This is a genomic window from Citrobacter sp. wls716 (assembly GCF_005280975.1).
GTDB classification, from domain to species: domain Bacteria; phylum Pseudomonadota; class Gammaproteobacteria; order Enterobacterales; family Enterobacteriaceae; genus Citrobacter; species Citrobacter youngae.
Window position 1 is genome coordinate 114597 of sequence record NZ_SZWX01000031.1, and the last position, 25543, is coordinate 140139.

Genomic DNA, 25543 nt, shown 5'->3' on the forward strand with positions numbered 1-25543 from the left:
CAATATCAGCCGCAATATTCGCCTGTATTTCAACAATTCAGGCGCATTTTCAGTGTCATTTACAAAAAATATCCCTCACGGCTCATCCGCGCTCAGCCCTTATATCATGGGAAATTCCGCCATCTGACGTTTGGCAATATTCATGCCACAACCAAATTCAGGGTTGTCTCAGATTCTCAGTATGTTAGGGTAGAAAAAGGTCACTATTTCCATCAGGTAATATATCGATATAAACAAATAACAGGAATCATTCTATTGCATGGCAATTAAATTAGAAGTTAAAAATCTCTATAAGATATTTGGAGAGCATCCGCAGAGAGCCTTCAAATATATTGAAAAAGGACTTTCAAAAGAGCAAATTCTGGATAAAACAGGGCTATCGCTTGGCGTTAAGAACGCCAGTCTGGCCATTGAAGAAGGCGAGATATTTGTCATCATGGGATTATCCGGTTCGGGTAAATCCACAATGGTACGCCTTCTCAATCGCCTGATTGAACCCACCCGCGGGCAGGTATTGATTGACGGCGTAGACATCGCCCGGATATCCGATGCCGAGCTTCGCGAGGTGCGCAGAAAAAAGATTGCGATGGTGTTCCAGTCCTTTGCCCTGATGCCGCACATGACGGTGCTGGACAATACGGCATTCGGTATGGAATTAGCTGGTGTTGGTGCGGATGAACGTCGTGAAAAAGCGTTAGATGCGCTACGTCAGGTTGGTCTGGAGAATTATGCTCACGGCTACCCGGATGAACTTTCCGGGGGGATGCGCCAGCGTGTGGGCCTCGCCCGTGCATTAGCCATTAATCCTGACATCTTATTAATGGATGAGGCCTTCTCAGCCCTCGATCCCTTAATTCGTACCGAAATGCAGGATGAACTGGTAAAACTACAGGCGAAGCATCAGCGCACCGTGGTCTTTATTTCGCACGACCTCGACGAAGCCATGCGTATTGGCGACAGAATTGCCATTATGCAAAACGGTGAAGTGGTGCAGGTCGGCACGCCGGATGAAATCCTGAATAATCCGGCCAATGATTATGTACGCACCTTCTTCCGCGGCGTTGATATTAGCCAGGTCTTCAGTGCGAAAGATATTTCACGCCGTAGCCCCGAAGGTTTAATTCGTAAAACACCTGGGGTGGGTCCACGTTCGGCGCTGCAATTATTGCAGGACAAAGATCGTGAATATGGTTACGTGATCGAACGCGGTAATAAATTCGTTGGCGTTGTTTCAATCGACTCCTTAAAAACAGCGTTAAGTCAGGCGCAAGGTATTGAAGCGGCATTGATCGATGAGCCGTTAGCCGTAGATGCACAAACTCCTCTCAGCGAGTTACTTTCTCATGTCGGCCAGGCCCCGTGCGCGGTGCCGGTTGTTGATGAGGAACAGCAGTATGTGGGCGTCATTTCAAAACGCATGCTGTTACAGGCTTTAGATCGTGAGGGGGTAAACAATGGCTGATCAAACTAATCCGTGGGATACCACATCTGCGGCCGATAGCGCCGCGCAATCTGCTGATGCCTGGGGGACGCCCGCAGGCACGCCTACCGACGGTGGTAGCGCAGACTGGCTGACCAGCGCCCCCGCGCCGGCACCAGAGCATTTCAATATTATGGATCCGTTCCATAAAACGCTGATCCCGCTGGATAGCTGGGTCACCGAAGGGATTGATTGGGTGGTCACCCATTTCCGTCCGGTCTTCCAGGGCATTCGTGTCCCAGTGGATTACATTCTCAACGGCTTTCAACAACTGCTGTTGGGTATGCCTGCGCCGGTCGCCATCATCATTTTTGCGCTTATCGCGTGGCAAATTTCTGGCGTCGGAATGGGCGTCGCCACGCTGATTTCACTGATTGCTATCGGTGCTATCGGTGCCTGGTCGCAAGCCATGATCACCCTGGCGCTGGTACTGACCGCGCTGCTGTTCTGCGTGGTGATTGGCCTGCCAATGGGGATCTGGCTGGCGCGCAGCCCGCGTGCGGCGAAGATTGTTCGGCCACTGCTGGATGCGATGCAAACCACACCTGCGTTCGTCTATCTGGTGCCGATTGTCATGTTGTTCGGTATTGGTAACGTCCCGGGCGTAGTGGTGACGATTATCTTCGCCCTGCCGCCAATCGTACGTCTGACTATTCTGGGGATTAACCAGGTGCCAGCCGATCTGATTGAAGCCTCGCGCTCGTTTGGTGCCAGCCCGCGTCAGATGCTGTTTAAAGTGCAACTCCCGCTGGCAATGCCCACCATTATGGCCGGGGTTAACCAGACGCTGATGCTGGCGCTCTCAATGGTCGTCATCGCGTCGATGATTGCCGTGGGCGGGCTGGGTCAGATGGTTCTGCGCGGTATCGGTCGTCTGGATATGGGGCTTGCCACCGTCGGCGGAGTTGGGATTGTGATCCTCGCCATCATTCTGGATCGCCTGACGCAGGCCGTCGGTCGCGACTCACGTAGCCGTGGCAACCGCCGCTGGTACACCACCGGTCCTGTTGGGCTTATCACTCGCCCTTTCACGAAGTAATTCACCCGTTGCCCGGTAGCGCATTGCTTACCGGGCCGACAATTCATTAACTTGCGCAAAATCGTTCAAGTTGCATCGCGGCGGCAAACGAATGTATCCCCTGGAGCGTACAAGTAGTACGTGACTGGGGTGCATGAATGCAGCCAACAAAGAAGCGGCTTGAAGGATGAAGTGCAATAAGGAACAACGATGCGACAGAAAATCATTATTGCCACAGCGTTTGCCACCCTTGTCTCCACCAGCACTTTCGCTGCCGACCTGCCGGGCAAAGGCATCACTGTACAGCCAATCCAGAGCACCATCTCTGAAGAATCCTTCCAGACGCAGTTAGTCGCCCGTGCGCTGGAGAAACTGGGTTACACCGTTAACAAAACCAGCGAAGTTGACTACAACGTCGGCTATACCTCTATTGCCTCTGGCGATGCGACGTTTACCGCCGTGAACTGGCAGCCGCTGCATGATGATATGTACGCCGCAGCGGGCGGAGACAAAAAGTTTTATCGCGAGGGGGTATTTGTTACGGGTGCCGCACAGGGTTATCTGATCGATAAGAAAACCGCTGAGCAGTACAAAATCACCAATATTGCCCAGCTAAAAGATCCGAAGATCGCCAAAATCTTTGATACTAACGGCGATGGTAAAGCTGACATGATGGGCTGCTCACCGGGCTGGGGCTGCGAAGCGGTTATTAACCACCAGAACAAAGCCTTCGATCTGGAAAAAACAGTCGAGGTCAGCCACGGTAACTATGCGGCGATGATGGCCGATACCATTACCCGCTTTAAAGAAGGCAAACCGATCCTGTACTACACCTGGACACCATACTGGGTGAGCGACGTGATGAAACCGGGCAAAGATGTCGTCTGGCTGCAGGTGCCGTTCTCTTCCCTGCCTGGCGAACAGAAAGATATTGATACCAAGCTGCCAAACGGCGCCAACTACGGCTTCCCGGTGAACACGATGCATATCGTCGCCAATAAAGCCTGGGCGGAGAAAAACCCAGCTGCAGCGAAACTGTTTGCCATCATGAAGCTGCCGCTGGCGGATATCAACGCACAGAACGCAATGATGCATGATGGGAAAGCCTCAGAAGCTGACGTTCAGGGCCACGTTGACGGCTGGATCAAAGCCCACCAGCAGCAGTTCGACGGCTGGGTGAAAGAAGCGCTGGCTGCGCAGAAATAACCCCCCGTAGGCCTGATAGGCATAGCGCTATCAGGCCCGGTAACCACACCAATGCCGGATGGTGGCGTGATGCGCCTTATCCGGCCTACACGCCCCTCCCTCACCGCACAATCCATCACCCAACAAATCAGCAACATTTAATCACTTCCGTTATGATTGTTTTCTGCACCCCATTATTCAGTTGAAAACAATGACCAAACCCACTCACGGGCTTAGCCCGGCACTGATTGTTTTAATGTCTGTGGCGACCGGCCTCGCCGTTGCCAGTAACTATTACGCCCAACCGCTGCTCGACACCATTGCGAGAAACTTTTCGCTGTCGGCCAGTACTGCGGGCTTTATCGTCACTGCAGCCCAGCTTGGCTACGCTGCAGGGCTCCTGTTTCTGGTACCGCTTGGAGATATGTTTGAACGCCGGATGCTGATTGTCTCGATGACGTTGCTCGCCGCAGGCGGCATGCTGATTACTGCCAGCAGTCAGTCGCTGGGGATGCTGATCCTCGGTACTGCGCTAACCGGGTTGTTCTCAGTTGTGGCACAGATCCTGGTTCCGCTGGCGGCGACGCTCGCCACGCCAGACAAGCGCGGTAAGGTTGTCGGCACGATTATGAGCGGCCTGTTGCTGGGGATTTTGCTGGCGCGAACGGTTGCAGGATTGCTGGCGAATCTCGGCGGCTGGCGCACCGTGTTTTGGGTGGCCTCAGTATTGATGGCGTTGATGGCGATTGCCCTGTGGCGTGGTTTGCCAAAGATGAAATCAGAGACCCATCTTAACTACCCGCAGCTATTGGGCTCCGTGTTTAGCCTGTTTATCCACGATAAATTACTCCGCACCCGCGCGATGCTGGGCTGCCTGACCTTTGCCAACTTCAGTATCCTCTGGACATCGATGGCATTTTTACTCGCCGCACCGCCGTTTAACTATTCAGAGGGGATGATTGGTCTGTTCGGTCTGGCCGGGGCCGCCGGTGCGTTAGGCGCTCGTCCGGCGGGCGGTTTTGCCGATAAAGGTAAATCACACCTCACGACTACCGCAGGCCTGCTGCTACTGTTGCTCTCCTGGCTGGCTATCTGGTTCGGACATACTTCAGTGCCGATGCTGATTATCGGTATCCTGGTACTGGATCTGACCGTTCAGGGGGTACATATCACCAACCAGACCGTTATCTATCGCATTCACCCGGACGCACGTAATCGCCTGACTGCCGGGTACATGACCAGCTATTTCATTGGTGGTGCGGCAGGTTCGCTGATTTCAGCTTCAGCCTGGCAGCATGCCGGCTGGGCTGGCGTTTGTCTGGCAGGTGTGACTGTTGCCGTACTCAACCTGCTGGTCTGGTGGCGAGGTTTTCACCGCCAGGAAGCCGTAAATTAGGCGTATAACGTCTGTTTATCTTTGATTGGGCTCCTCAGGGTGTTAAGGAGCCCATCAGTCTGCTAAGGTTATAACGCATTGAGCCAGGTTATTTTAATTTCGGTAATGAAGCCTATAATCCTATGGAAAGCCCTGTTCCCCAGTCTGAATCCCGTTCTGCAACGTTAACTGAAGGATTCAAAGACAGCCTACCGATAGTTATCAGTTATATTCCGGTCGCATTTGCATTTGGTATGAATGCGACTCGCCTGGGCTTTACTCCCGTTGAAAGCGTTTTTTTCTCCTGCATCATTTACGCCGGCGCCAGCCAGTTTGTCATCACAACCATGCTCGCCGCAGGCAGCTCACTGTGGGTCGCGGCTCTGACCGTCATGGCGATGGATGTTCGCCACGTTTTGTACGGCCCTTCTCTGCGTAGCCGTATCGCCCGACAGCTAAGCAAACCTAAAAGCGCGCTATGGGCCTTTGGCCTCACCGACGAAGTCTTTGCCGCGGCAACGGCGAAGCTGGTGCGGGATAACCGGCGCTGGAGTGAAAACTGGATGATTGGCATCGCGCTATGCTCTTGGGCTTCCTGGGTGCTTGGCACGGTGATCGGCGCATTTTCCGGCACTGGCTTACTGAAGGGGTTCCCGGCGGTAGAAGCGGCGCTGGGGTTTATGCTCCCGGCACTGTTTATGAGTTTTCTGCTGGCCTCTTTCCAGCGTAAGCAAACGCTATGCGTCACGGCGGCATTAGCCGGTGCGCTGGCTGGCGTGACGCTGTTCTCTATCCCGGCGGCCATCCTGGCGGGCATAGCCTGTGGATGCCTGACCGCGCTCATTCAGTCGTTCTGGCAGGGAGGTCCTGATGAGTTATGAGGTTCTGCTGCTCGGCCTGCTGGTCGGCTGCGTCAATTACTGTTTTCGCTATTTACCACTGCGTCTGCGAATGGGGAATGTGCGCCCGACAAAACGCGGAGCCACTGGAATATTACTCGACACCATCGGTATTGCATCAATTTGCGCCCTGCTGGTGGTGTCTACTGCGCCAGAAGTGATGCACGACGCCCGTCGTTTTGTGCCTACGCTGGTGGGGTTTGTGGTACTGGGTGCAAGCTTCTATAAGACCCGCAGCATCATCATTCCGACCTTACTGAGTGCCCTGGGCTATGGATTAGCCTGGAAAATGTTGTTTGTCTTATAGATTAAAATAATCATTTTAAATAAATAATACATTTACTTTATTTGTCACTGTCGTTACTATATCGGCTGAAATTAATGAGGTTATACCCAAATGGATAGTTCGTTTACGCCCATTGAACAAATGCTAAAATTTCGCGCCAGCCGCTACGAAGAGTTCCCTTATCAGGAAGTGCTTCTGACTCGTCTTTGCATGCATATGCAGGGCAAGCTGCTGGAAAACCGCAATAAGATGCTGAAAGCTCAAGGGATTAACGAGACGTTGTTTATGGCGTTGATTACGCTGGAGTCTCAGGAAAACCACAGTATTCAGCCTTCTGAACTGAGTTGCGCACTTGGCTCGTCACGGACTAACGCCACCCGTATCGCGGATGAGTTAGAAAAGCGTGGCTGGATCGAGCGCCGCGAAAGCGATAACGATCGCCGCTGTCTGCATCTGCAATTGACCGAAAAAGGCCATGCTTTTTTGCAGGAGGTATTACCGCCTCAGCATAACTGCCTTCATCAGCTTTGGTCATCTCTCAGCACCACCGAAAAAGATCAACTTGAGCATATCACCCGTAAACTTCTGACCCGTCTTGATCAGATGGAGCAGGATGGCGCGGTGTTAGAAGCGCTGCGCTAACGCGCTGACTCGCTCAGAAATCCAGATTTATAAATGAAAAACCGACAGGCCAGCACGCATACTGCTGGCCTGTCTGATAAACAGGTCGGCTCAGCCGATGTGAAAAAAATAAGATCGTGGAGAACAACATGAGCGCAAATGCGGAGACTCAAACCCCGCAGCAACCGGTCAAGAAGAATGGCAAACGTAAAAGTATGCTACTCCTGCTGACCTTGCTCTTTATTATCATTGCCGTGGCATATGGGATTTATTGGTTTTTAGTACTGCGTCATATCGAAGAGACAGACGATGCGTACGTGGCAGGGAACCAGGTTCAAATTATGGCGCAGGTATCAGGCAGCGTGACGAAAGTCTGGGCTGATAACACTGACTTTGTAAAACAGGGCGATGTGCTGGTCACTCTCGACCAGACAGATGCCAAACAGGCATTTGAAAAAGCCAAAACTGCGCTGGCCTCCAGCGTGCGCCAGACGCACCAGTTGATGATCAACAGCAAGCAACTGCAGGCCAGCATTGAAGTGCAGAGAACTGCACTGGCCCAGGCACAAAGCGACTTTAATCGCCGTGTCCCGCTGGGTAATGCCAACCTGATTGGCCGCGAAGAACTGCAACATGCCCGCGATGCCGTCGCCAGCGCTCAGGCTCAGCTTGATGTCGCAATCCAACAATATAATGCGAACCAGGCAATGATTCTGGGTAGCAAGCTGGAAGATCAACCTGCTGTACAACAGGCTGCCACCGAAGTGCGTAATGCCTGGCTGGCACTGGAACGTACCAAAATTGTTAGCCCGATGACCGGCTATGTTTCCCGTCGTGCCGTGCAGCCTGGCGCGCAAATTAGCCCGACTACGCCACTGATGGCGGTTGTTCCGGCCACTAACCTGTGGGTGGATGCCAACTTCAAAGAAACACAGCTGGCGCACATGCGTATTGGCCAACCGGCGACCGTTATCAGTGATATTTACGGCGATGACGTGAAATACACCGGGAAAGTCGTCGGCCTGGATATGGGTACGGGCAGCGCGTTCTCCCTGCTGCCGGCGCAAAACGCGACCGGTAACTGGATCAAAGTCGTCCAGCGTTTGCCGGTACGTATCGAACTGGATGCGCAGCAGCTGGCACAACATCCACTGCGTATTGGTTTGTCAACACTGGTTACGGTAGATACCGCTAATCGTGACGGGCAGATCCTGGCAAGCCAGGTCCGCACCACGCCAGTATCAGAAAGTAATGCACGTGAAATCAACCTTGATCCGGTCAATAAGATGATCGAAGAGATCGTGCAGGCCAACGCGGGCTAATTTAAAGGTGCGTGTGATGCAACAGCAAAAACCGCTTGAAGGCGCGCAGCTCGTCATTATGACGATTGCGCTGTCCCTGGCGACATTCATGCAGGTGCTGGACTCCACCATTGCTAACGTGGCGATCCCCACTATCGCCGGGAACCTCGGCTCTTCGCTGAGCCAGGGAACCTGGGTGATCACCTCATTCGGGGTGGCGAACGCTATCTCAATTCCGATCACCGGCTGGCTGGCCAAACGCGTTGGCGAAGTCAGACTATTCATGTGGTCAACTATCGCCTTCGTCATTGCGTCGTGGGCATGCGGGATGTCCACCAGCCTGAACATGCTGATTTTCTTCCGCGTCATTCAGGGTATTGTCGCTGGTCCATTGATTCCGCTGTCACAAAGCCTGTTATTGAATAACTATCCACCCGCCAAGCGTTCCATCGCCCTCGCGCTATGGTCGATGACGGTGATTGTTGCCCCGATATGTGGTCCTATTCTGGGGGGCTATATCAGCGACAACTATCACTGGGGCTGGATATTTTTTATCAACGTGCCAATCGGTGCTGTAGTGGTATTAATGACGCTGCAAACTTTGCGAGGTCGGGAAACCAAAACCGAGCAGCGGCGTATCGACGCCATTGGTCTGGCTTTGCTGGTCATTGGTATCGGCAGTTTGCAGATTATGCTCGACCGCGGCAAAGAATTGGACTGGTTCGCCTCGCAGGAAATTATTATCCTGACGGTTGTCGCCGTGGTGGCAATCAGCTTCCTCATCGTCTGGGAGCTTACCGATGAGCACCCCATTGTCGATCTCTCGCTGTTTAAGTCGCGCAACTTTACCATCGGCTGTCTGTGTATCAGTCTGGCCTATATGCTCTACTTCGGCGCAATCGTCCTGTTACCGCAGTTATTGCAGGAGGTGTACGGATATACGGCAACCTGGGCAGGTCTGGCGTCTGCGCCGGTTGGGGTGATTCCGGTGATCCTGTCGCCGATTATCGGCCGTTTCGCACACAAGCTGGATATGCGTCGGCTGGTCACGTTCAGCTTCATCATGTATGCCGTCTGTTTCTACTGGCGTGCGTGGACATTCGAACCCGGTATGGATTTTGGCGCATCGGCCTGGCCGCAGTTTATTCAGGGGTTCGCGGTAGCCTGCTTCTTTATGCCACTGACCACCATCACGCTATCGGGGTTACCGCCTGAACGAATGGCGGCAGCATCGAGCCTGTCTAACTTTACGCGAACGCTGGCGGGTTCTATTGGCACATCGATCACCACAACGATGTGGACTAGCCGTGAGTCGCTGCACCATGCGCAACTGACGGAGTCAGTAAACCCTTATAATCCTAATGCGCAGGCCATGTATAACCAGCTGCAGGGATTAGGGATGACCAAAGAACAGGCATCCGGCTGGCTGGCGCAGCAAATCACCAACCAGGGGCTGATTATTTCTGCTAACGAAATCTTCTGGATGTCTGCAGGGATTTTCCTCGTGCTACTCGGCCTGGTATGGTTTGCCAAACCGCCATTCGGTGCAGGCAGCGGCGGCGGCGGCGCGCACTAATAGCGATTTGTCGGTACTGAGAATCAAAACCCAATATAGATATTGAATCTATATTGGGTTCAATTCATTGACTCATTCAATATAAATTAATGCTAAACCAGAGCAGTTTTTGATATTTTTCGTTGTCTCTTAGTAAGAGAATCGCCTTAGTGATAAACCAATCAATAAGGCGATGTCAATGGACAACATTAATGCTTTAGCACAAAAACATATAGATATACTGGTAAGCGCTGCAATGAGCCCAGACGATAAAACATTGCACAAAGAAGCAACTAAACTACATGGCGTAGTCGAGTGTCTGAAGTACATTTTTACTTTTGGAATTAAGGACTCAGGGGAGAAGCGTCTTAAGTCAGTCATCAATAGTCTCGCGAGCTCTTTGGCTTCAGAGGGTATGTCCCCGCGAAAAACACTGAACAGTATTATTGATAACCCCGATATTTCTATTAGATTCACTATTGATAAGTCAGAAAAATCGCTACAAGGTGAATATGAATTATGTATAAGTAAGGACACGGATGGAGCATACTCACTGAATATTAGTGAAGAAAACGTATCTGAACCATTAGAGTTACAATTAAGTGAAGCGCAGTTCATATCAGGGGCCAGATATCTTAGTACCATATATTTTCTGGATAAAAACAATCTATCAGAAGCCCAACAAAAATATATTGATACTGGATGTCTCGATCTATCAGGGGAAGATTTAAGCGAACTTGATATGAGCGATTTAGATTTGAGTAATGCTGACCTTTCCGAGGCAAATCTAAGTAGAACAAGTATAGCAACTGAACAACTACTTGATACTAGTTTAATACGTGACAATTTTAGCGAAGATAGTCAGCCTGAAGCAGCAGCAAGGTTGAATGAGATAATGTTGTTGGGAAAAAATATCTTCAGTAAAAATAATAAATTATTCGAATCCATTAAGAATATGGCTAAACCAGAGTGTCAACAATTGTTTAGTAAAACATTGATTGAAAAAAAAGATTCAGACATGATGGTTTCATATTCAATCGCAGGAAACATTATTGCTAATGAATCAATATTGCATTATACCATGCAGAAATTTTCAGAAGCAGGAATGGGTAACTTAAAGCAAGTTATCGACAAATTTTCAAAACTCTTTTTTGAACAACCTGCTGTATATAAAGATATCATTCCTGCCGAATCAAGCCTTAGGAAAATAACAACTCTAGATAAATGGAATGAAGCCGTACAATCCGGTTACTTTGATGCAGATAAAATGGCACTACTTTCGAGAGGACTCAGTACGACCACAGAGTACAAGGATTTCATCAAGGATCTAAAAAATGATCTGGAATCCTTTAACATCACTAGCCAAGAGAGTTATTGTAAAATACTGGACAAAGGTGAGATTATGATGGGGAAATATGACTATTGTACCAATGTCAGTGTAATAACCCCAGAAATCTTAGAAGACGTAGAAATCTTTGGACAATATACTTCTTTTTATAGAGAGTTTGGTAAATTAATTGATGTTATTTTTAATAAAATATAAAGGTAAAACTCAATAGCGCTTGCAACTACATTCTGACGATGTCATTTAAAGGTGCGATGGCCACGCGTATTGATAAAAAAAAGCCAGTTCATCTGAACTGGCTTTTTTTTATACCGGCTGGAGCCTATTATTTGTAGACCAGATGAGAAGCGTGAGCTTCACCATCCAGCATGACAACTAAATATGCAGTTCCTGCAGCTTGTCTTTTGGCAGCGCCAGCTCCTCATTGCTGTTAACGCGGACATCACGTTCCAGAATATGACGTGCAATGTCCTGCGCTTCGCTGAGGGAGTGCATCTGATACGTACCGCACTGGTAGACGTTCAGTTCCGGGATCTGATTCTGATCCTGCACTTTCAACACATCTGCCATTGCCGCTTTCCAGGCATCAGCTACGCGTTGTTCGTCCGGCGTTCCAATCAGGCTCATGTAGAAGCCTGTACGGCAACCCATTGGCGAAATATCGATAATCTCGACACCGTTGCCATTCAGGTGGTTACGCATAAAACCAGCAAACAGGTGTTCCAGCGTATGAATACCTTTCTCAGGCATCACTTCTTTGTTCGGAATGCAAAAACGCAGATCAAACACGGTGATTGCGTCGCCATGCGGGGTATTCATCGTTTTTGCAACCCGGACCGCGGGAGCTTCCATCCGGGTGTGATCGACAGTAAAACTATCTAACAACGGCATTTAGCCACCTCCGATAAATTTTTTTAAAATATTCTGAACTCTTTGTTCCGGGGCGAGTCTGAGTATATGAAAGACGCGCATTTGTTATCATCATCCCTGTTTTCAGAGATGAAATTTTGGCCACTCCCGAGTGGCCTTTTTCTTTTGTATCAGGCGTGCTTTTCCAGCCACACACCAAACGGCTCAGTATCTGCCGCTTCAATCTCCTGCTGACGACGCTTCGAAGCCTCGGTTTCAGCAATAAATTCAGCTTCCTGCAATATTTCCAACGGCTCTTCGCGCAACAGGTTACGGTACGCTTCACCCAACGCTTTACCCGTGCCACCGATACCAGTATCAATCATAGACCGCAGGATCCGCGCTGAGAATGTCAGCTCAGGATTATCAAAGCAGGCAACCAGTTCGTCACATACTTTTTGATATTCCTCTCCTCCGTGAATGCCGTCCAGCGTTTGTGCCACACGTTTCAGATCACGGAACAGATCTTTACCCACTTTAGGCAACGGGAACTGAGCCGTTTCACAACCAATACCTAACGTCAGGCCTGGCTTGCGCCCTTCCAGAATAACGCGATTCCAGTTAGTACGCGTACACAGCAGCTCGTCGCTACTCATTTCCGGGGCATCAGCCAGAACGCACCAAACCATGAACAAATCGAGGAAGCGCACCTGTTGTTCATCTACGCCGATTGGCGAGAAGGGGTTGATGTCGAGCGAACGCACTTCGATATACTCAATGCCGCCGCGTAGAAGCGCATCAGACGGCGTTTCACCGCTGCGAGTCACGCGTTTCGGACGAATTGGCGCATACAGTTCATTTTCGATCTGCAAAACGTTGCTGTTGATTTGCAGGCGCTTACCGTCTTTCTCCAGACCGATCGCCGCGTACTCCTCTGAAGGCGTTTTAATCGCGCGCTTCAATCCTGCCACATACTCATGCAAATCGTTAAACGTAATTCCGAGATTGCTTTGCGACTTATTGGTATAACCCAGGTCACTCAGACGCAGCGACGTGGCATAAGGCAGGTAATACATACCACTATCGGTTTTTTCAAACGGCAGCGTTGTCGGTTTTCCTTGCAGGAAGGAGGAACAAATGGCCGGAGAGGCGCCAAACAGATACGGGATCACCCAACCAAAACGGTAGTAGTTGCGAATCAGACGGAAATACCCTGCTGACACTTTTTCTTTAGCGTCTTCATCGCCATCTGTTACGCCACATTTCGCCTGCCAGAAAGCCATCGGCAGCGAGAAGTTGTAGTGTACGCCGGAGATAGTCTGCATCAACGCGCCGTAACGGTTTTTGAGGCCTTCACGGTAAAGGGTTTTCAGACGACCGATATTCGACGTACCGTACTGCGCCAGCTCGATATCCTGACCTTCGGCAATATAGCAAGGCATGCTCAACGGCCACATACGCTCATCGCCAAGATTCCTGGCAGTATAGCGATGCAGATCGCGCATGAACGTGAGCATTTTGTGAATGTCATCGCCCGGTGGAGTAATAAACTCCAGCAGTGTTTCGGCAAAGTCAGTGGTTATCCATTTATGCGTTAGCGCTGAGCCTAACACTTCAGGATGGCCTGTCGTTGCCAATGAACCATCAGCATTAACACGCAGCGTTTCGCGCTCGAGCCCGCGTTGAATCCCCTCTAACGCATGAGGATGTTTTTCCAGCCAGGCCAGCGCCTGTGATACGTCCGGGATCAAATTGACCTCCCGCCTGTCAAAATCGTTTTAATTAGCATAATGGTATTGGTCAACCTGCAGGTTATTCCACAACACAATTAGTGCCACCACATAATGCCTTGCGTCGTAACCGCCGCGACCACAACATAGCGCAGCGCTTTGCCAAGACATAAAAAAAAGAGAACTGGGCCCCACGAGATGCGCATCCATCCCGCTAACAAGCACAGTAAATCACCCACAACCGGCATCCAGCTTAATAATAGTGTGACAGCGCCATAGCGCCTCAGCCAGCCAGTGGCTTTTTCTTGCCAGCGCGATGTTTTACGCAACGGAAAGAAACGCCCAAGGATAACGTTAGTTAACCCTCCAAGGCTATTACCCATTGTTGCTGTTAAAACTAAGACCCAGGGATGACTCGCTCCAGAAACCAGTAAGGCAACTAAAACAACTTCAGAATTTCCAGGTAATAGCGTGGCGCTGAGAAAGCTGCTGGCAAACAGCGAGAGGAGCGACAGTCCATCACTCACAATAACCGGACATCCACGGCGTCCATTCCTGCGGCACGCGCCGCCTGAAGTCCAAAATCGGCATCTTCAAACACGACGCAACGCGCCGGTTCAACGCCCATACGTTCAGCACAGAGCAAAAACGTATCAGGAGCCGGTTTGTGGCGTTGTACGTGATCGGCCGCCACCACGGCATCAAAATAACGACGCAGCCCAAGGTGAGTAAGCAGCGCTTCTGCAATCGCGCTTTCACTCCCCGTTCCTACCGCCATAGGCCGACGACCATGCCAGGCTTTCACGACGTCAACCAACGGCAGAGGCCGGACGCTATCCAGCAACATGCTTCTCACCTTGTCGGTTTTTTCACGCGCTAAGGCATGGGGGTCGAGATCGGCATGATTCAATTCAATTACCGACTGGGCAATACGCCACGTTGGGGAGCCGTTGAGGGCGACCATGGCTTGTTCATCAAAACGCAGCCCATAATGTCCCAATACCTCATGCCACGCCTTACGGTGCGTTGGCTCAGTATCCAGGATGGTGCCATCCATATCAAAAATCAAACCCGCATAACGTTCGTACATCGTCTTCTCACAAGCCGAATGACCAGACGTTATTTTATCGTAATTGATTGATTTTGTCGCTGACAGCGAATGAAGGGGTGTTCAGAGAGTATGTGGAAATGATTCAGAGGGGGGAGATGGTGCATCCGGGAGGATTCGAACCTCCGACCGCTCGGTTCGTAGCCGAGTACTCTATCCAGCTGAGCTACGGATGCATCGGGAATTGCTGATTACTACTGATACTGCGAAGAAGATGGTGCATCCGGGAGGATTCGAACCTCCGACCGCTCGGTTCGTAGCCGAGTACTCTATCCAGCTGAGCTACGGATGCATCGGGAATTGCTGTTTACTACTGATACTGCGAAGAAGATGGTGCATCCGGGAGGATTCGAACCTCCGACCGCTCGGTTCGTAGCCGAGTACTCTATCCAGCTGAGCTACGGATGCATCGGGAATTGCTGTTTACTACTGATACTGCGAAGAAGATGGTGCATCCGGGAGGATTCGAACCTCCGACCGCTCGGTTCGTAGCCGAGTACTCTATCCAGCTGAGCTACGGATGCATCAGGAAAACTTACTTACTGCAGATTTGATATCGCTGCTAAAGTGATATCGATTTCCGTAACAACGCTAATGCGTTATTGCAGAGAAGATGGTGCATCCGGGAGGATTCGAACCTCCGACCGCTCGGTTCGTAGCCGAGTACTCTATCCAGCTGAGCTACGGATGCAAATGGCGGTGAGGCGGGGATTCGAACCCCGGATGCAGCTTTTGACCGCATACTCCCTTAGCAGGGGAGCGCCTTCAGCCTCTCGGCCACCTCACCAACACGCCTCTTGCGAGTGCTTCGAAGAACTTGTTTCTGCTCATCGTCGCTGCGTGGCGCACATATTACTTTCTGGGACTTATAAGTCAAACAATTTTTCCAGAGCTTTTATCGTTTGCACATTTCACGCGCAATTAGTCTGCAAAAACGGCAAAAAGAGTGTTTTATCAACAGATAAATTGGCAATTTCCTGAAGCAGTGAACAAACGGAAACTTCGTAGGGAAAGGCATTACGCCCAGTGGAATCGAAAAAATGGGGAGGACGAAGAAGAACAGAGAAGAAAAAGGGTAACTCGATCAGGTTGCGCCTCACCAGACAGGTGAGACGCGAAAACCTTAGTAACTGGACTGCTGGGATTTTTCAGCCTGGATACGCTGGTAGATCTCTTCCCGATGGACAGAAACTTCTTTCGGGGCGTTGACGCCAATGCGCACCTGGTTGCCCTTCACCCCTAAAACTGTCACGGTGACCTCATCGCCTATCATGAGGGTCTCACCAACTCGACGAGTCAGAATCAGCATTCTTTGCTCCTTGAAAGATTAAAAGAGTCGGGTCTCTCTGTATCCCGGCATTATCCATCATATAACGCCAAAAAGTAAGCGATGACAAACACCTAAGTGTAAGCAGTCACGGCATCACATTCTGTTAAACCTAAGTTTAGCCGATATACACAACTTCAACCTGACTTTATCGTTGTCGATAGCGTTGACGCAAACGCTGCGGATTGAAGTCCGCAGCGTCGGCTTACGCTTATAATTTTTACAGTTTTGCGCTAACCCAGCCTTTCACACTGGCTAACGCTGCCGGCAGAGCCGCAGCATCCGTACCACCGGCTTGCGCCATGTCCGGACGACCACCACCCTTGCCGCCTACCTGCTGAGCGACCATCCCAATCAGTTCCCCTGCTTTCACGCGGTCTGTCACATCCTTAGACACGCCCGCAATCAGAGAAACCTTACCTTCAGCAACTGTTGCCAGTACGACAACAGTAGAACCCAGCTGATTTTTCAGATCATCAACCATGGTACGCAGCATTTTCGGTTCAACGTCCGCAAGCTCGCTGACCAACAGCTTCACGCCATTGATATCAACGGCTTTGCTGGAAAGGTTCGCACTTTCCTGCGCTGCGGCCTGTTCCTTCAATTGCTGCAATTCTTTTTCGAGCTGACGCGTACGTTCCAGTACGGAACGAACTTTGTCACCGATATTCTGGCTATCGCCTTTCAGCAACTGCGCAATATCGCTTAAGCGATCGCTTTCAGCATGCACGGTATTAAGAGCGCCTTCACCGGTCACGGCTTCGATACGACGAACGCCCGCAGCAGTACCAGACTCGGAGATAATACGGAACAGACCGATATCGCCCGTACGGCTGGCGTGAGTACCACCACACAGTTCGGTAGAGAAATCACCCATACTCAGTACACGCACGTGGTCATCGTATTTCTCACCAAACAGCGCCATTGCACCTTTGGCTTTCGCCGCCTCAAGATCCATGATGTTCGTTTCAATCGGCAGGTTGCGACGAATTTGCGCATTCACCAGATCTTCAACGGCACGGATTTCAGCAGGCTTCATCGCTTCGGTATGAGAGAAGTCGAAGCGCAGAATTTTATCGTTAACCAGCGAACCTTTCTGTGCCACGTGCGTGCCCAGAACCTGGCGCAGCGCCGCGTGCATCAGATGCGTTGCGGAGTGGTTCAGGCGAATACGCGCACGACGCGCTTCATCCACATCTGCCTGTACGGCATCGCCAACTTTCAGAGAGCCCGCAGACAGTTTGCCGATGTGACCAATCGCCTGACCATATTTCTGCGTGTCGCTAACGGCAAACGCGAAGCCCGCACCTTTCAGTTCGCCTTTATCGCCAACCTGACCACCAGATTCCGCATAGAACGGTGTCTGGTCAAGAACGACAACGGCATCCTGACCTGCGTTAATGGCGTCTACCGCTTTACCATCAACAAACAGCGCGGTGACTTTGCCGTTCAGTTCCAGGTGCTCGTAGCCTTTAAATTCAGAAGCACCATCAACGCGAATCATCGCATTGTAGTCTGCGCCAAAGCCGCTGGCTTCACGTGCGCGACGGCGCTGTTCTTCCATTGCGGCTTCAAAGCCGGCTTCATCAACCTTAATGTTACGCTCGCGGCAAACGTCTGCCGTCAGGTCAACCGGGAAACCGTAGGTGTCATACAGACGGAATGCGGTTTCGCCGTCCAGCGTATCGCCGGACAGTTTTGCCAGTTCTTCATCCAGCAGCGCCAGGCCACGCTCCAGCGTACGCGCAAACTGCTCTTCTTCGGTTTTCAGAACCTGCTCAACCATAGACTGTTGACGCTTCAGCTCTTCGCCCGCGGAACCCATTACATCTACCAGCGGACCAACCAGCTTGTAGAAGAAGGTGTCCTTCGCGCCCAGCATGTTGCCATGACGAACTGCGCGACGAATGATACGGCGCAGCACATAGCCACGGTTTTCATTAGACGGAACAACGCCATCGGCAATCAGGAACGCACAGGAACGGATATGGTCGGCGATAACGCGCAGTGATTTATTGCTCAGATCGGTCGCGCCGGTGACTTTCGCCACGGACTCAATCAGTGAACGGAACAGGTCAATTTCATAGTTGGAGTTAACGTGTTGCAGCACGGCCGCAATACGCTCCAGACCCATACCGGTATCCACGGACGGTTTCGGCAGCGGTTCCATGGTGCCGTCAGCCTGACGGTTGAACTGCATAAAGACGATGTTCCAGATCTCAATGTAGCGATCGCCATCTTCTTCCGCGCTTCCCGGAGGGCCACCCCAAATATGGTCGCCGTGGTCGTAGAAAATTTCGGTGCACGGACCGCAAGGACCGGTATCACCCATCTGCCAGAAGTTGTCGGAAGCATAAGCCGCGCCTTTGTTATCACCGATACGGATGATACGTTCGCGCGGAATACCGACTTCTTTTTCCCAGATTTCATAGGCTTCATCGTCAGTTTCATAGACGGTGACCCACAGACGCTCTTTTGGCAGGGCAAACCAGTTTTCACCGGTCAACAGTTCCCATGCGTATTGAATGGCGTCGTGTTTGAAGTAATCGCCGAAGCTGAAGTTGCCCAGCATTTCGAAAAAGGTATGGTGACGTGCAGTGTAACCGACGTTTTCCAGGTCGTTGTGCTTACCGCCCGCACGTACGCAACGCTGCGAGGTGGTTGCGCGGGAATAATTACGCTTGTCGAGGCCAAGGAAAACATCCTTGAACTGGTTCATCCCGGCGTTGGTAAACAACAAAGTAGGGTCATTGTTCGGTACCAGGGAGCTGCTGGCAACTACCTGATGTCCTTTACTATGGAAAAAATCGAGAAACGCCTGACGGATCTCAGCGGTGCTCTTGCTCATAATTATCCTGAAGAAATCAAGCTAACGAAATGTCATTACCAGCATCGGCACGTAAACTGCGCCTCTGGCAATCGAAAAGTGGGAATAAGATAAGTTTTCTTTACTGGGAAGTAAAATCCCGTATGCGCTCAATCGTCAAAATTTCGCCATATTGCCTGAATATCTTCCATCAGATAGCCGCGATAGAGCAAAAAACGCTGGACCTTTACCTTATCTGAAAATTCCACAGGTAAAGGTTCACCGTACTTCCGGACGGCCTGCTCGCGCGCAAGCACTGCCCAGTCAATTTCACACTCGCGCATAGCACGCTCAATGGACTCACGCGCGATCCCTTTCTGATTTAATTCCTGACGCACGCGGGCAGGTCCGTAGCCCTTACGACTGCGGCTGGCGATAAACTGCTGAACGAAGCGGTCATCATCCAGATAGCGACTTTCAATACACCAGGCGATGACCTTGTCGTAATCCTCCGGCGTAGCATCAATGTCTTCCGGTCCATTTTTTCCCATCACCGGAGCGGCCAGCTTACGCCGCAGTTCCTGCTCACTGTGGTCGCGCATCGCAAGTATTCGCACGGCGCGGTCAAGAAGTCGGGAATAAGCGGAACGGCGGGAAGTTGCGTCTGTCATAGTGAGCCTTCAGAAATGGAAAAGGGCTGCATGATATGCAGCCCTTTACTATATACGATTCAAAACATGCGATTCAAAACAGGTTATCAGAAATCTTCGTTCGTTTCTTTTACGTCTTCACCGCTGTCATCAACAGAGAAATCAGGCGTTGAATCCTGGTTATTGAGCAGTAACTCACGTAATTTCTTCTCAATTTCTTTCGCAGTTGCCGGGTTTTCTTTCAGCCAGTTGGTCGCATTCGCTTTACCCTGACCGATTTTCTCACCGTTGTAGCTGTACCATGCACCGGCTTTTTCAATCAGCTTCTCTTTCACGCCCAGGTCAACCAGTTCGCCGTAGAAGTTGATACCTTCACCGTAAAGAATCTGGAATTCGGCCTGTTTAAACGGTGCTGCAATTTTATTTTTCACAACCTTAACGCGGGTTTCGCTGCCAACTACGTTGTCACCTTCTTTCACCGCACCAATACGACGGATATCCAGACGAACAGACGCATAGAATTTCAGGGCGTTACCACCGGTGGTGGTTTCCGGGTTACCGAACATAACGCCAATCTTCATACGGATCTGGTTGATGAAAATCAGCAGCGTGTTGGACTGCTTCAGGTTACCGGCCAGTTTACGCATTGCCTGGCTCATCATACGTGCCGCAAGGCCCATATGAGAGTCACCGATCTCACCTTCGATTTCAGCCTTCGGCGTCAATGCGGCAACGGAGTCGACCACGATAACGTCAACCGCGCCGGAACGCGCCAGCGCATCACAGATTTCCAGCGCTTGCTCACCGGTATCCGGCTGAGAACACAGCAGGTTATCGATATCAACGCCAAGCTTACGGGCATAAACAGGGTCCAGCGCGTGTTCCGCATCGATGAACGCACAGGTTTTACCTTCGCGCTGTGCGGCGGCAATAACCTGCAGTGTCAGCGTTGTTTTACCGGAGGATTCAGGCCCGTAGATTTCGACGATACGGCCCATTGGCAAACCGCCCGCGCCCAATGCGATATCCAGAGAAAGCGAACCGGTGGAGATGGTTTCCACGTCCATGGAACGGTCTTCACCGAGGCGCATGATGGAGCCTTTACCGAATTGCTTTTCGATCTGACCCAGCGCTGCCGCCAACGCTTTCTGTTTGTTTTCGTCGATAGCCATTAATTACTCCTGTCATGCCACTTTCGGGTTAAACCGCGAAACGTGATAGATAATGTTCTGTTGAGGCAATTATACTGTATGCTCATACAGTATCAAGTGTTTTGTAGAAATTGTTGCCACAGGGTTTGTAACGCGTAGACAGTCGCCTGTCGACGTACCGCATCGCGATCGCCGATAAAGCATTCCCGGCGGGTAATCCCCTCGCCGCTTGCGCTGGCAAAGGCAAACCATACCGTCCCCACGGGCTTGTCTTCACTACCGCCATCGGGTCCTGCGATACCGCTAATCGAGACGGCGAAGTCTGCACGGGCGGCTTTTAGCGCGCCAATCGCCATTTCAACGACCACCGGTTCACTCACCGCGCCATGCTGGGTCAGCGTCTCTTCGCGCACGCCAATCATCTGCGCTTTGGCTTCATTGCTGTAGGTCACAAACCCGCGTTCAAACCAGGCGGAGCTTCCGGCAATATCCGTAATCGCTTTGGCTACCCAGCCGCCGGTACAGGATTCCGCCGTCGTCACTGTTGCCCCGCGCGCTTTCAGCGCCAGGCCAACCTGCTCGCTTAACTGCATCAGTTCACTGTCGGTCATTTCAGCCTCTGTCAGTTAAAAAATATGCCGGACAAGATAGCACTTTCATAACCAATATGGGGATGGGGAGAACGTTTTACGAGGAGGATTCCAAAAATTGCTCCGTTGCACAAATAAGATCTGCCGGATGGGGATGTCAGGGCATCTTCTCCGGCCTACAAGAGATATCCTCCGGTAGGCCGGGGGAGCGATTACTGCACGCGCGCCAGCGCCACCGCCTGACCCAATTGCCACACGGCCATCGCGTAGTGGGTACTGTGGTTGTAGCGGGTGATGGTGTAGAAGTTCGGCAACCCATACCAGTACTGGTAGCCGGTACCGATATCCAGGCGCAGCAGGCTGGCCTGCTGATGATTCCCCAACGACTGCTGCGGCGTCAGGCCCGCGGCGGCAAGCTGAGAAATGCTGTACTGGGTTTTAAAGCCATTAGCCAGCCCAGGCGCCTGACCATTTGCCGGAACCGCGACCGTATCGCCTTTCACCCAGCCGTGACCTTTGAAATAGTTCGCCACGCTACCGATGGCATCAACCGGATCCCACAGGTTAATGTGCCCATCGCCATTGAAATCAACGGCATATTGTTTATAGGAAGACGGCATAAATTGGCCGTAGCCCATTGCCCCCGCGAAAGAACCTTTCAAATCGAGCGGATCGTCGCTTTCATCTCGCGCCATCAGCAGGAAGGTTTCCAGTTCACCAGAGAAGTATTCCGCACGACGAGGATAGTTAAACGACAGCGTCGCCAGCGCATCCAGAATCCGCGTTTTACCCATCACGCGGCCCCAGCGAGTTTCTACGCCAATAATACCAACGATAATTTCCGGCGGTACGCCGTATACCTGCCACGCGCGGTTCAGCGCATCTTCGTATTGATTCCAGAACGCCACGCCGTTTTGCACGTTATCCGGCGTGATGAACTGTTTACGATACCGCAGCCATGCGCCGTTAGGTCCGGCTGGCGGTTGCGTCGTCGGCGCCTGGCGGTCCATCAAACGCAATACCGAGTCCAGACGCTTGGCCTGCGACAGGATCTCCTGCAATTGCTGGCGGTCAAAGCCGTGCTTGTTCACCATTTTCTCGATGAACTGCTGTGCATTCGGATTATTGGCGAAGTCGCCGCTTGTTTGCATGACGTTGTGCTGCGGCTCAAGCAGGAAGCCGCCGGATGGCGTACCCGTAGTCGTTTGAGTCTCTGAAGGTTTGGGTTTGCTGCTACAGGCAGCAAGCAGTACGAAAAGGGGGAGTAACGCTACATAACGACGCTTGAACATGAGACATCCATTAAACAAATTCAGCCTGGGGGAAGTATGGTAAAGCATCCTCCGTCATACAAGGAAGCGGTAGTCGCTCTCCTTCACAGAATTTACATCCCCTTTCATCTCTGAGCCGCACATTTGCGAGCACTCACGCAATAACTTTCAAATTAAAATATTTTCCTTTCATTTTGAGATCAAAATAACACTTTTAAATCTTTCGATCTGATTAAAATTGGTTACCGTTTGGCAAGGTAACTAAAATCCCTACAGGAGAGAATAATGATCGACACCATCACACTCGGTGCGGAGTGGTTTATCGGGCTGTTCCAGAAAGGCGGAGAGGTCTTTACCGGCATGGTGACCGGTATTCTTCCACTGCTGATTAGCCTGCTGGTCATCATGAATGCGCTGATTAACTTTATTGGCCAGCAGCGTATTGAACGTTTTGCCCAGCGCTGCGCCGGAAACCCATTGTCCCGCTACCTGCTGCTGCCGTGCATCGGCACATTCGTTTTTTGTAACCCCATGACGCTGAGCCTGGGCCGTTTTATGCCAGAGAGATATAAGCCCAGCTATTACGCAGCAGCGTCCTATAGCTGCCACTCAATGAACGGCTTGTTCCCACACATTAACCCCGGAGAGTTGTTTGTCTATCTGGGGATTGCCAGCGGCTTGACGACGCTGGGCCTCCCGCTCGGCCCGCTCGCGGTGAGCTATTTGCTGGTCGGTCTGGTGACCAACTTCTTCCGTGGCTGGGTGACCGATTTCACCACCGCCATCTTTGAGAAAAAAATGGGCATTCAACTTGAGCAGAAAGTGCATCTGGCGGGAGCAACATCATGACGCGTATTCGTATTGAAAAAGGCACCGGTGGTTGGGGTGGTCCGCTTGAACTGGAAGCAACGCCCGGGAAGAAAATTGTCTATATCACTGCCGGAACGCGCCCGGCGATTGTCGACAAGCTGGCGAACCTGACCGGCTGGCAGGCCGTTGATGGCTTCAAAGAAGGTGAACCACCAGAGAATGAAATCGGTGTAGCGATCATCGACTGCGGCGGCACACTGCGCTGCGGGATCTATCCAAAACGTCGTATCCCGACGGTGAATATTCACGCGACCGGGAAATCCGGCCCTCTGGCACAATACATTATTGAAGATATCTATGTCTCTGGCGTGAAAGAAGAAAATATCACCGTTGTCGGTGAAGCATCCGCTACGCCAACGCCCGCAAGCAGCAGCATGGGACGCGATTACGACACCAGCAAGAAAATTACCGAGCAAAGTGATGGTCTGTTGGCAAAAGTGGGGATGGGCATGGGTTCAGCCGTTGCAGTGCTGTTCCAGTCTGGGCGCGACACCATCGATACCGTCCTGAAAACTATTTTGCCATTTATGGCGTTCGTCTCGGCACTGATCGGCATCATTATGGCTTCCGGTTTGGGTGACTGGATAGCCCATGGACTCGCACCGTTAGCCAGCCATCCGCTGGGGCTGGTGACCCTGGCGCTGATTTGTTCTTTCCCGCTGCTGTCGCCTTTCCTCGGCCCCGGTGCGGTTATCGCCCAGGTTATCGGCGTTTTGATCGGCGTACAGATTGGTTTGGGGAATATTCCCCCTCATCTGGCGCTACCTGCCCTGTTCGCCATTAACGCTCAGGCTGCATGCGACTTTATTCCTGTCGGGCTGTCGCTGGCCGAAGCGCGTCAGGACACGGTTCGCGTCGGCGTGCCATCCGTTCTGGTGAGTCGTTTTCTCACCGGCGCGCCTACCGTTCTCATCGCCTGGTTTGTTTCCGGCTTTATTTACCAATAAGAGGCACTCAAAAATGACCGTGATTTATCAGACCACCATCACCCGTATCGGCCAGAGCGCCCCGGATGCACTCAGCGACCAGATGTTGATTACCTTTCGTGAAGGCGCGCCAGCGGATATCGAGGAGTTTTGCTTCATTCATTGCCACGGCGAGCTGAACGGTTCGTTGCAAGCCGGGATCCAGTTTGAACTGGGCCAGCATCACTACCCGGTCACCGCCGTTGGCAGCGTAGCGGAACAAAATTTACGTGAACTGGGGCATATCACCCTGCGTTTTGACGGACTGAGCGAAGCGGAATTCCCCGGCACCGTACACGTTGCAGGCCCCGTACCGGACGGTATCGCGCCGGGCTGTATTTTGAAGTTTGTTGCTTAAGATTGAAGGAGATAAAGATGAATCAGGTTGCCGTTGTCATTGGTGGAGGCCAGACCCTTGGGGCATTCCTTTGCCGTGGGCTTGCGACAGAAGGATACCGCGTCGCGGTGGTGGATATTCAAAGCGATAAAGCCGCCAACGTGGCGCAAGAAATTAACGCCGAGTTTGGCGATGGCACCGCCTACGGTTTTGGCGCAGATGCCACCAGCGAGCAGAGCGTGCTGGCGCTGTCGCGCGGAGTGGACGAAATATTCGGTCGCGTCGATCTGCTGGTTTACAGCGCCGGTATCGCTAAAGCCGCATTTATTAGCGATTTTCAGCTTGGGGATTTCGACCGCTCGCTGCAGGTGAATCTGGTCGGCTACTTCCTCTGCGCACGTGAGTTCTCACGCCTGATGATCCGCGATGGCGTTCAGGGGCGCATTATCCAGATCAACTCCAAATCAGGGAAAGTGGGCAGTAAACACAACTCTGGCTATAGCGCGGCAAAATTTGGCGGCGTGGGCTTAACCCAGTCGCTGGCGCTGGATCTGGCGGAATACGGGATCACCGTGCATTCATTGATGCTCGGCAATCTGCTGAAATCACCGATGTTCCAGTCGTTACTACCGCAATATGCGACCAAGCTTGGCCTTAAGCCAGACGAAGTTGAGCAGTACTACATTGATAAGGTTCCGCTCAAACGCGGCTGCGATTATCAGGACGTGCTGAACATGCTGCTGTTTTACGCCAGTCCAAAAGCCTCTTACTGCACCGGGCAGTCCATCAACGTGACCGGCGGTCAGGTGATGTTTTAATGTTGA

At 51.6% G+C, this 25543-nt stretch carries 24 protein-coding genes and 6 tRNA genes; 14 read left to right on the forward strand and 16 right to left on the reverse strand.

What is annotated here, in order from left to right:
- The first annotated feature begins 259 nt into the window (after positions 1-259).
- The 10 genes from proV (at position 260) to FDX24_RS23700 (ending at position 11263) form a co-directional block, all read left to right on the forward strand.
- On the forward strand, positions 260-1462 hold the full coding sequence (proV, locus tag FDX24_RS10625) for a glycine betaine/L-proline ABC transporter ATP-binding protein ProV (RefSeq protein ID WP_003037282.1): 1203 nt from the start codon (positions 260-262) through the stop codon (positions 1460-1462).
- Positions 1455-2519 (forward strand): glycine betaine/L-proline ABC transporter permease ProW, encoded by a 1065-nt coding sequence (gene proW / locus FDX24_RS10630; RefSeq protein WP_137364284.1) that lies wholly within the window; start codon positions 1455-1457, stop codon positions 2517-2519. The genes proV and proW overlap by 8 nt, the downstream gene beginning before the upstream one ends.
- A gap of 189 nt (positions 2520-2708) precedes the next feature.
- Positions 2709-3704: a glycine betaine/L-proline ABC transporter substrate-binding protein ProX gene (gene proX, locus FDX24_RS10635; RefSeq protein WP_115601593.1), complete on the forward strand. Its 996-nt coding sequence runs from the start codon at positions 2709-2711 to the stop codon at positions 3702-3704.
- 190 nt (positions 3705-3894) lie between these two features.
- Positions 3895-5079, forward strand: coding sequence for an MFS transporter (locus FDX24_RS10640; RefSeq protein ID WP_115601592.1), 1185 nt, complete (start codon positions 3895-3897; stop codon positions 5077-5079).
- A 122-nt stretch (positions 5080-5201) separates the two neighbouring features.
- Positions 5202-5939, forward strand: coding sequence for an AzlC family ABC transporter permease (locus tag FDX24_RS10645; protein WP_101742935.1), 738 nt, complete (start codon positions 5202-5204; stop codon positions 5937-5939).
- Positions 5929-6264, forward strand: a complete 336-nt coding sequence (gene ygaH, locus FDX24_RS10650) for an L-valine transporter subunit YgaH (protein ID WP_005122930.1) — start codon at positions 5929-5931, stop codon at positions 6262-6264. Before FDX24_RS10645 ends, ygaH begins: the two co-directional genes overlap by 11 nt.
- 90 nt (positions 6265-6354) lie before the next feature.
- On the forward strand, positions 6355-6885 hold the full coding sequence (mprA, locus tag FDX24_RS10655; protein WP_005122929.1) for a transcriptional repressor MprA: 531 nt from the start codon (positions 6355-6357) through the stop codon (positions 6883-6885).
- A 128-nt stretch (positions 6886-7013) separates the two neighbouring features.
- Positions 7014-8186 carry a multidrug efflux MFS transporter periplasmic adaptor subunit EmrA gene (emrA, locus tag FDX24_RS10660; protein WP_048213008.1) on the forward strand — a complete coding sequence of 391 codons (1173 nt, stop codon included), beginning with the start codon at positions 7014-7016 and terminating at the stop codon, positions 8184-8186.
- Between the two features lie 16 nt (positions 8187-8202).
- Entirely contained in the window at positions 8203-9741 is a 1539-nt protein-coding gene (gene emrB, locus FDX24_RS10665) for a multidrug efflux MFS transporter permease subunit EmrB (RefSeq protein ID WP_061068443.1), read from the forward strand.
- Positions 9742-9919: 178 nt separating this feature from the next.
- Entirely contained in the window at positions 9920-11263 is a 1344-nt protein-coding gene (locus FDX24_RS23700) for a pentapeptide repeat-containing protein (protein ID WP_252362817.1), read from the forward strand.
- Between the two features lie 177 nt (positions 11264-11440).
- Here the strand turns inward: FDX24_RS23700 and luxS are convergent, their stop codons facing one another.
- From luxS to mltB, 16 genes are all read right to left on the reverse strand, one after another.
- Entirely contained in the window at positions 11441-11956 is a 516-nt protein-coding gene (gene luxS, locus FDX24_RS10675) for an S-ribosylhomocysteine lyase (RefSeq protein ID WP_005130532.1), read from the reverse strand.
- 149 nt (positions 11957-12105) lie between these two features.
- Positions 12106-13665: a glutamate--cysteine ligase gene (gene gshA, locus FDX24_RS10685; RefSeq protein WP_137364285.1), complete on the reverse strand. Its 1560-nt coding sequence runs from the start codon at positions 13663-13665 to the stop codon at positions 12106-12108.
- A 77-nt stretch (positions 13666-13742) separates the two neighbouring features.
- Positions 13743-14171, reverse strand: a complete 429-nt coding sequence (locus tag FDX24_RS10690) for a YqaA family protein (RefSeq protein WP_042313100.1) — start codon at positions 14169-14171, stop codon at positions 13743-13745.
- Positions 14168-14734, reverse strand: coding sequence for a fructose-1-phosphate/6-phosphogluconate phosphatase (yqaB, locus tag FDX24_RS10695; RefSeq protein WP_061068447.1), 567 nt, complete (start codon positions 14732-14734; stop codon positions 14168-14170). The genes FDX24_RS10690 and yqaB overlap by 4 nt, the downstream gene beginning before the upstream one ends.
- 117 nt (positions 14735-14851) lie before the next feature.
- A tRNA-Arg gene (locus tag FDX24_RS10700) sits at positions 14852-14928 on the reverse strand.
- A 39-nt stretch (positions 14929-14967) separates the two neighbouring features.
- Positions 14968-15044 (reverse strand) — tRNA-Arg (locus FDX24_RS10705).
- A 39-nt stretch (positions 15045-15083) separates the two neighbouring features.
- Positions 15084-15160, reverse strand: a tRNA-Arg gene (locus FDX24_RS10710).
- Between the two features lie 39 nt (positions 15161-15199).
- Positions 15200-15276: transfer RNA gene (locus FDX24_RS10715), tRNA-Arg, on the reverse strand.
- Positions 15277-15366: 90 nt separating this feature from the next.
- Positions 15367-15443: transfer RNA gene (locus FDX24_RS10720), tRNA-Arg, on the reverse strand.
- 3 nt (positions 15444-15446) lie between these two features.
- A tRNA-Ser gene (locus tag FDX24_RS10725) sits at positions 15447-15539 on the reverse strand.
- 336 nt (positions 15540-15875) lie between these two features.
- Complete coding sequence (csrA, locus tag FDX24_RS10730) at positions 15876-16061, reverse strand: carbon storage regulator CsrA (RefSeq protein WP_000906486.1); 186 nt, start codon at positions 16059-16061, stop codon at positions 15876-15878.
- A gap of 238 nt (positions 16062-16299) precedes the next feature.
- Positions 16300-18927, reverse strand: a complete 2628-nt coding sequence (alaS, locus tag FDX24_RS10735) for an alanine--tRNA ligase (protein ID WP_048213013.1) — start codon at positions 18925-18927, stop codon at positions 16300-16302.
- Between the two features lie 128 nt (positions 18928-19055).
- Positions 19056-19556 carry a recombination regulator RecX gene (gene recX, locus FDX24_RS10740; protein ID WP_116361109.1) on the reverse strand — a complete coding sequence of 167 codons (501 nt, stop codon included), beginning with the start codon at positions 19554-19556 and terminating at the stop codon, positions 19056-19058.
- Between the two features lie 86 nt (positions 19557-19642).
- On the reverse strand, positions 19643-20707 hold the full coding sequence (gene recA, locus FDX24_RS10745) for a recombinase RecA (protein ID WP_003037330.1): 1065 nt from the start codon (positions 20705-20707) through the stop codon (positions 19643-19645).
- A gap of 92 nt (positions 20708-20799) precedes the next feature.
- Positions 20800-21297, reverse strand: coding sequence for a nicotinamide-nucleotide amidase (gene pncC, locus FDX24_RS10750; RefSeq protein ID WP_115601590.1), 498 nt, complete (start codon positions 21295-21297; stop codon positions 20800-20802).
- 191 nt (positions 21298-21488) lie between these two features.
- A complete protein-coding gene (mltB, locus tag FDX24_RS10755; protein ID WP_048213016.1) occupies positions 21489-22568 on the reverse strand; it encodes a lytic murein transglycosylase B in 1080 nt (359 codons plus the stop codon).
- 264 nt (positions 22569-22832) lie between these two features.
- Between mltB and srlA the strand changes: the two genes are divergently transcribed.
- From srlA to srlD, 4 genes are read left to right on the forward strand one after another with little or no spacing between them, the layout of a single operon-like run.
- Positions 22833-23396: a PTS glucitol/sorbitol transporter subunit IIC gene (srlA, locus tag FDX24_RS10760; RefSeq protein ID WP_048213017.1), complete on the forward strand. Its 564-nt coding sequence runs from the start codon at positions 22833-22835 to the stop codon at positions 23394-23396.
- The gene (locus FDX24_RS10765) at positions 23393-24364 is read left to right on the forward strand and encodes a PTS glucitol/sorbitol transporter subunit IIB (RefSeq protein ID WP_137364286.1); all 972 of its coding nucleotides are present in this window, start codon (positions 23393-23395) and stop codon (positions 24362-24364) included. Before srlA ends, FDX24_RS10765 begins: the two co-directional genes overlap by 4 nt.
- A gap of 13 nt (positions 24365-24377) precedes the next feature.
- Entirely contained in the window at positions 24378-24740 is a 363-nt protein-coding gene (srlB, locus tag FDX24_RS10770; RefSeq protein WP_048213019.1) for a PTS glucitol/sorbitol transporter subunit IIA, read from the forward strand.
- A 17-nt stretch (positions 24741-24757) separates the two neighbouring features.
- A complete protein-coding gene (srlD, locus tag FDX24_RS10775; protein WP_005130555.1) occupies positions 24758-25537 on the forward strand; it encodes a sorbitol-6-phosphate dehydrogenase in 780 nt (259 codons plus the stop codon).
- Positions 25538-25543 lie beyond the last annotated feature (6 nt).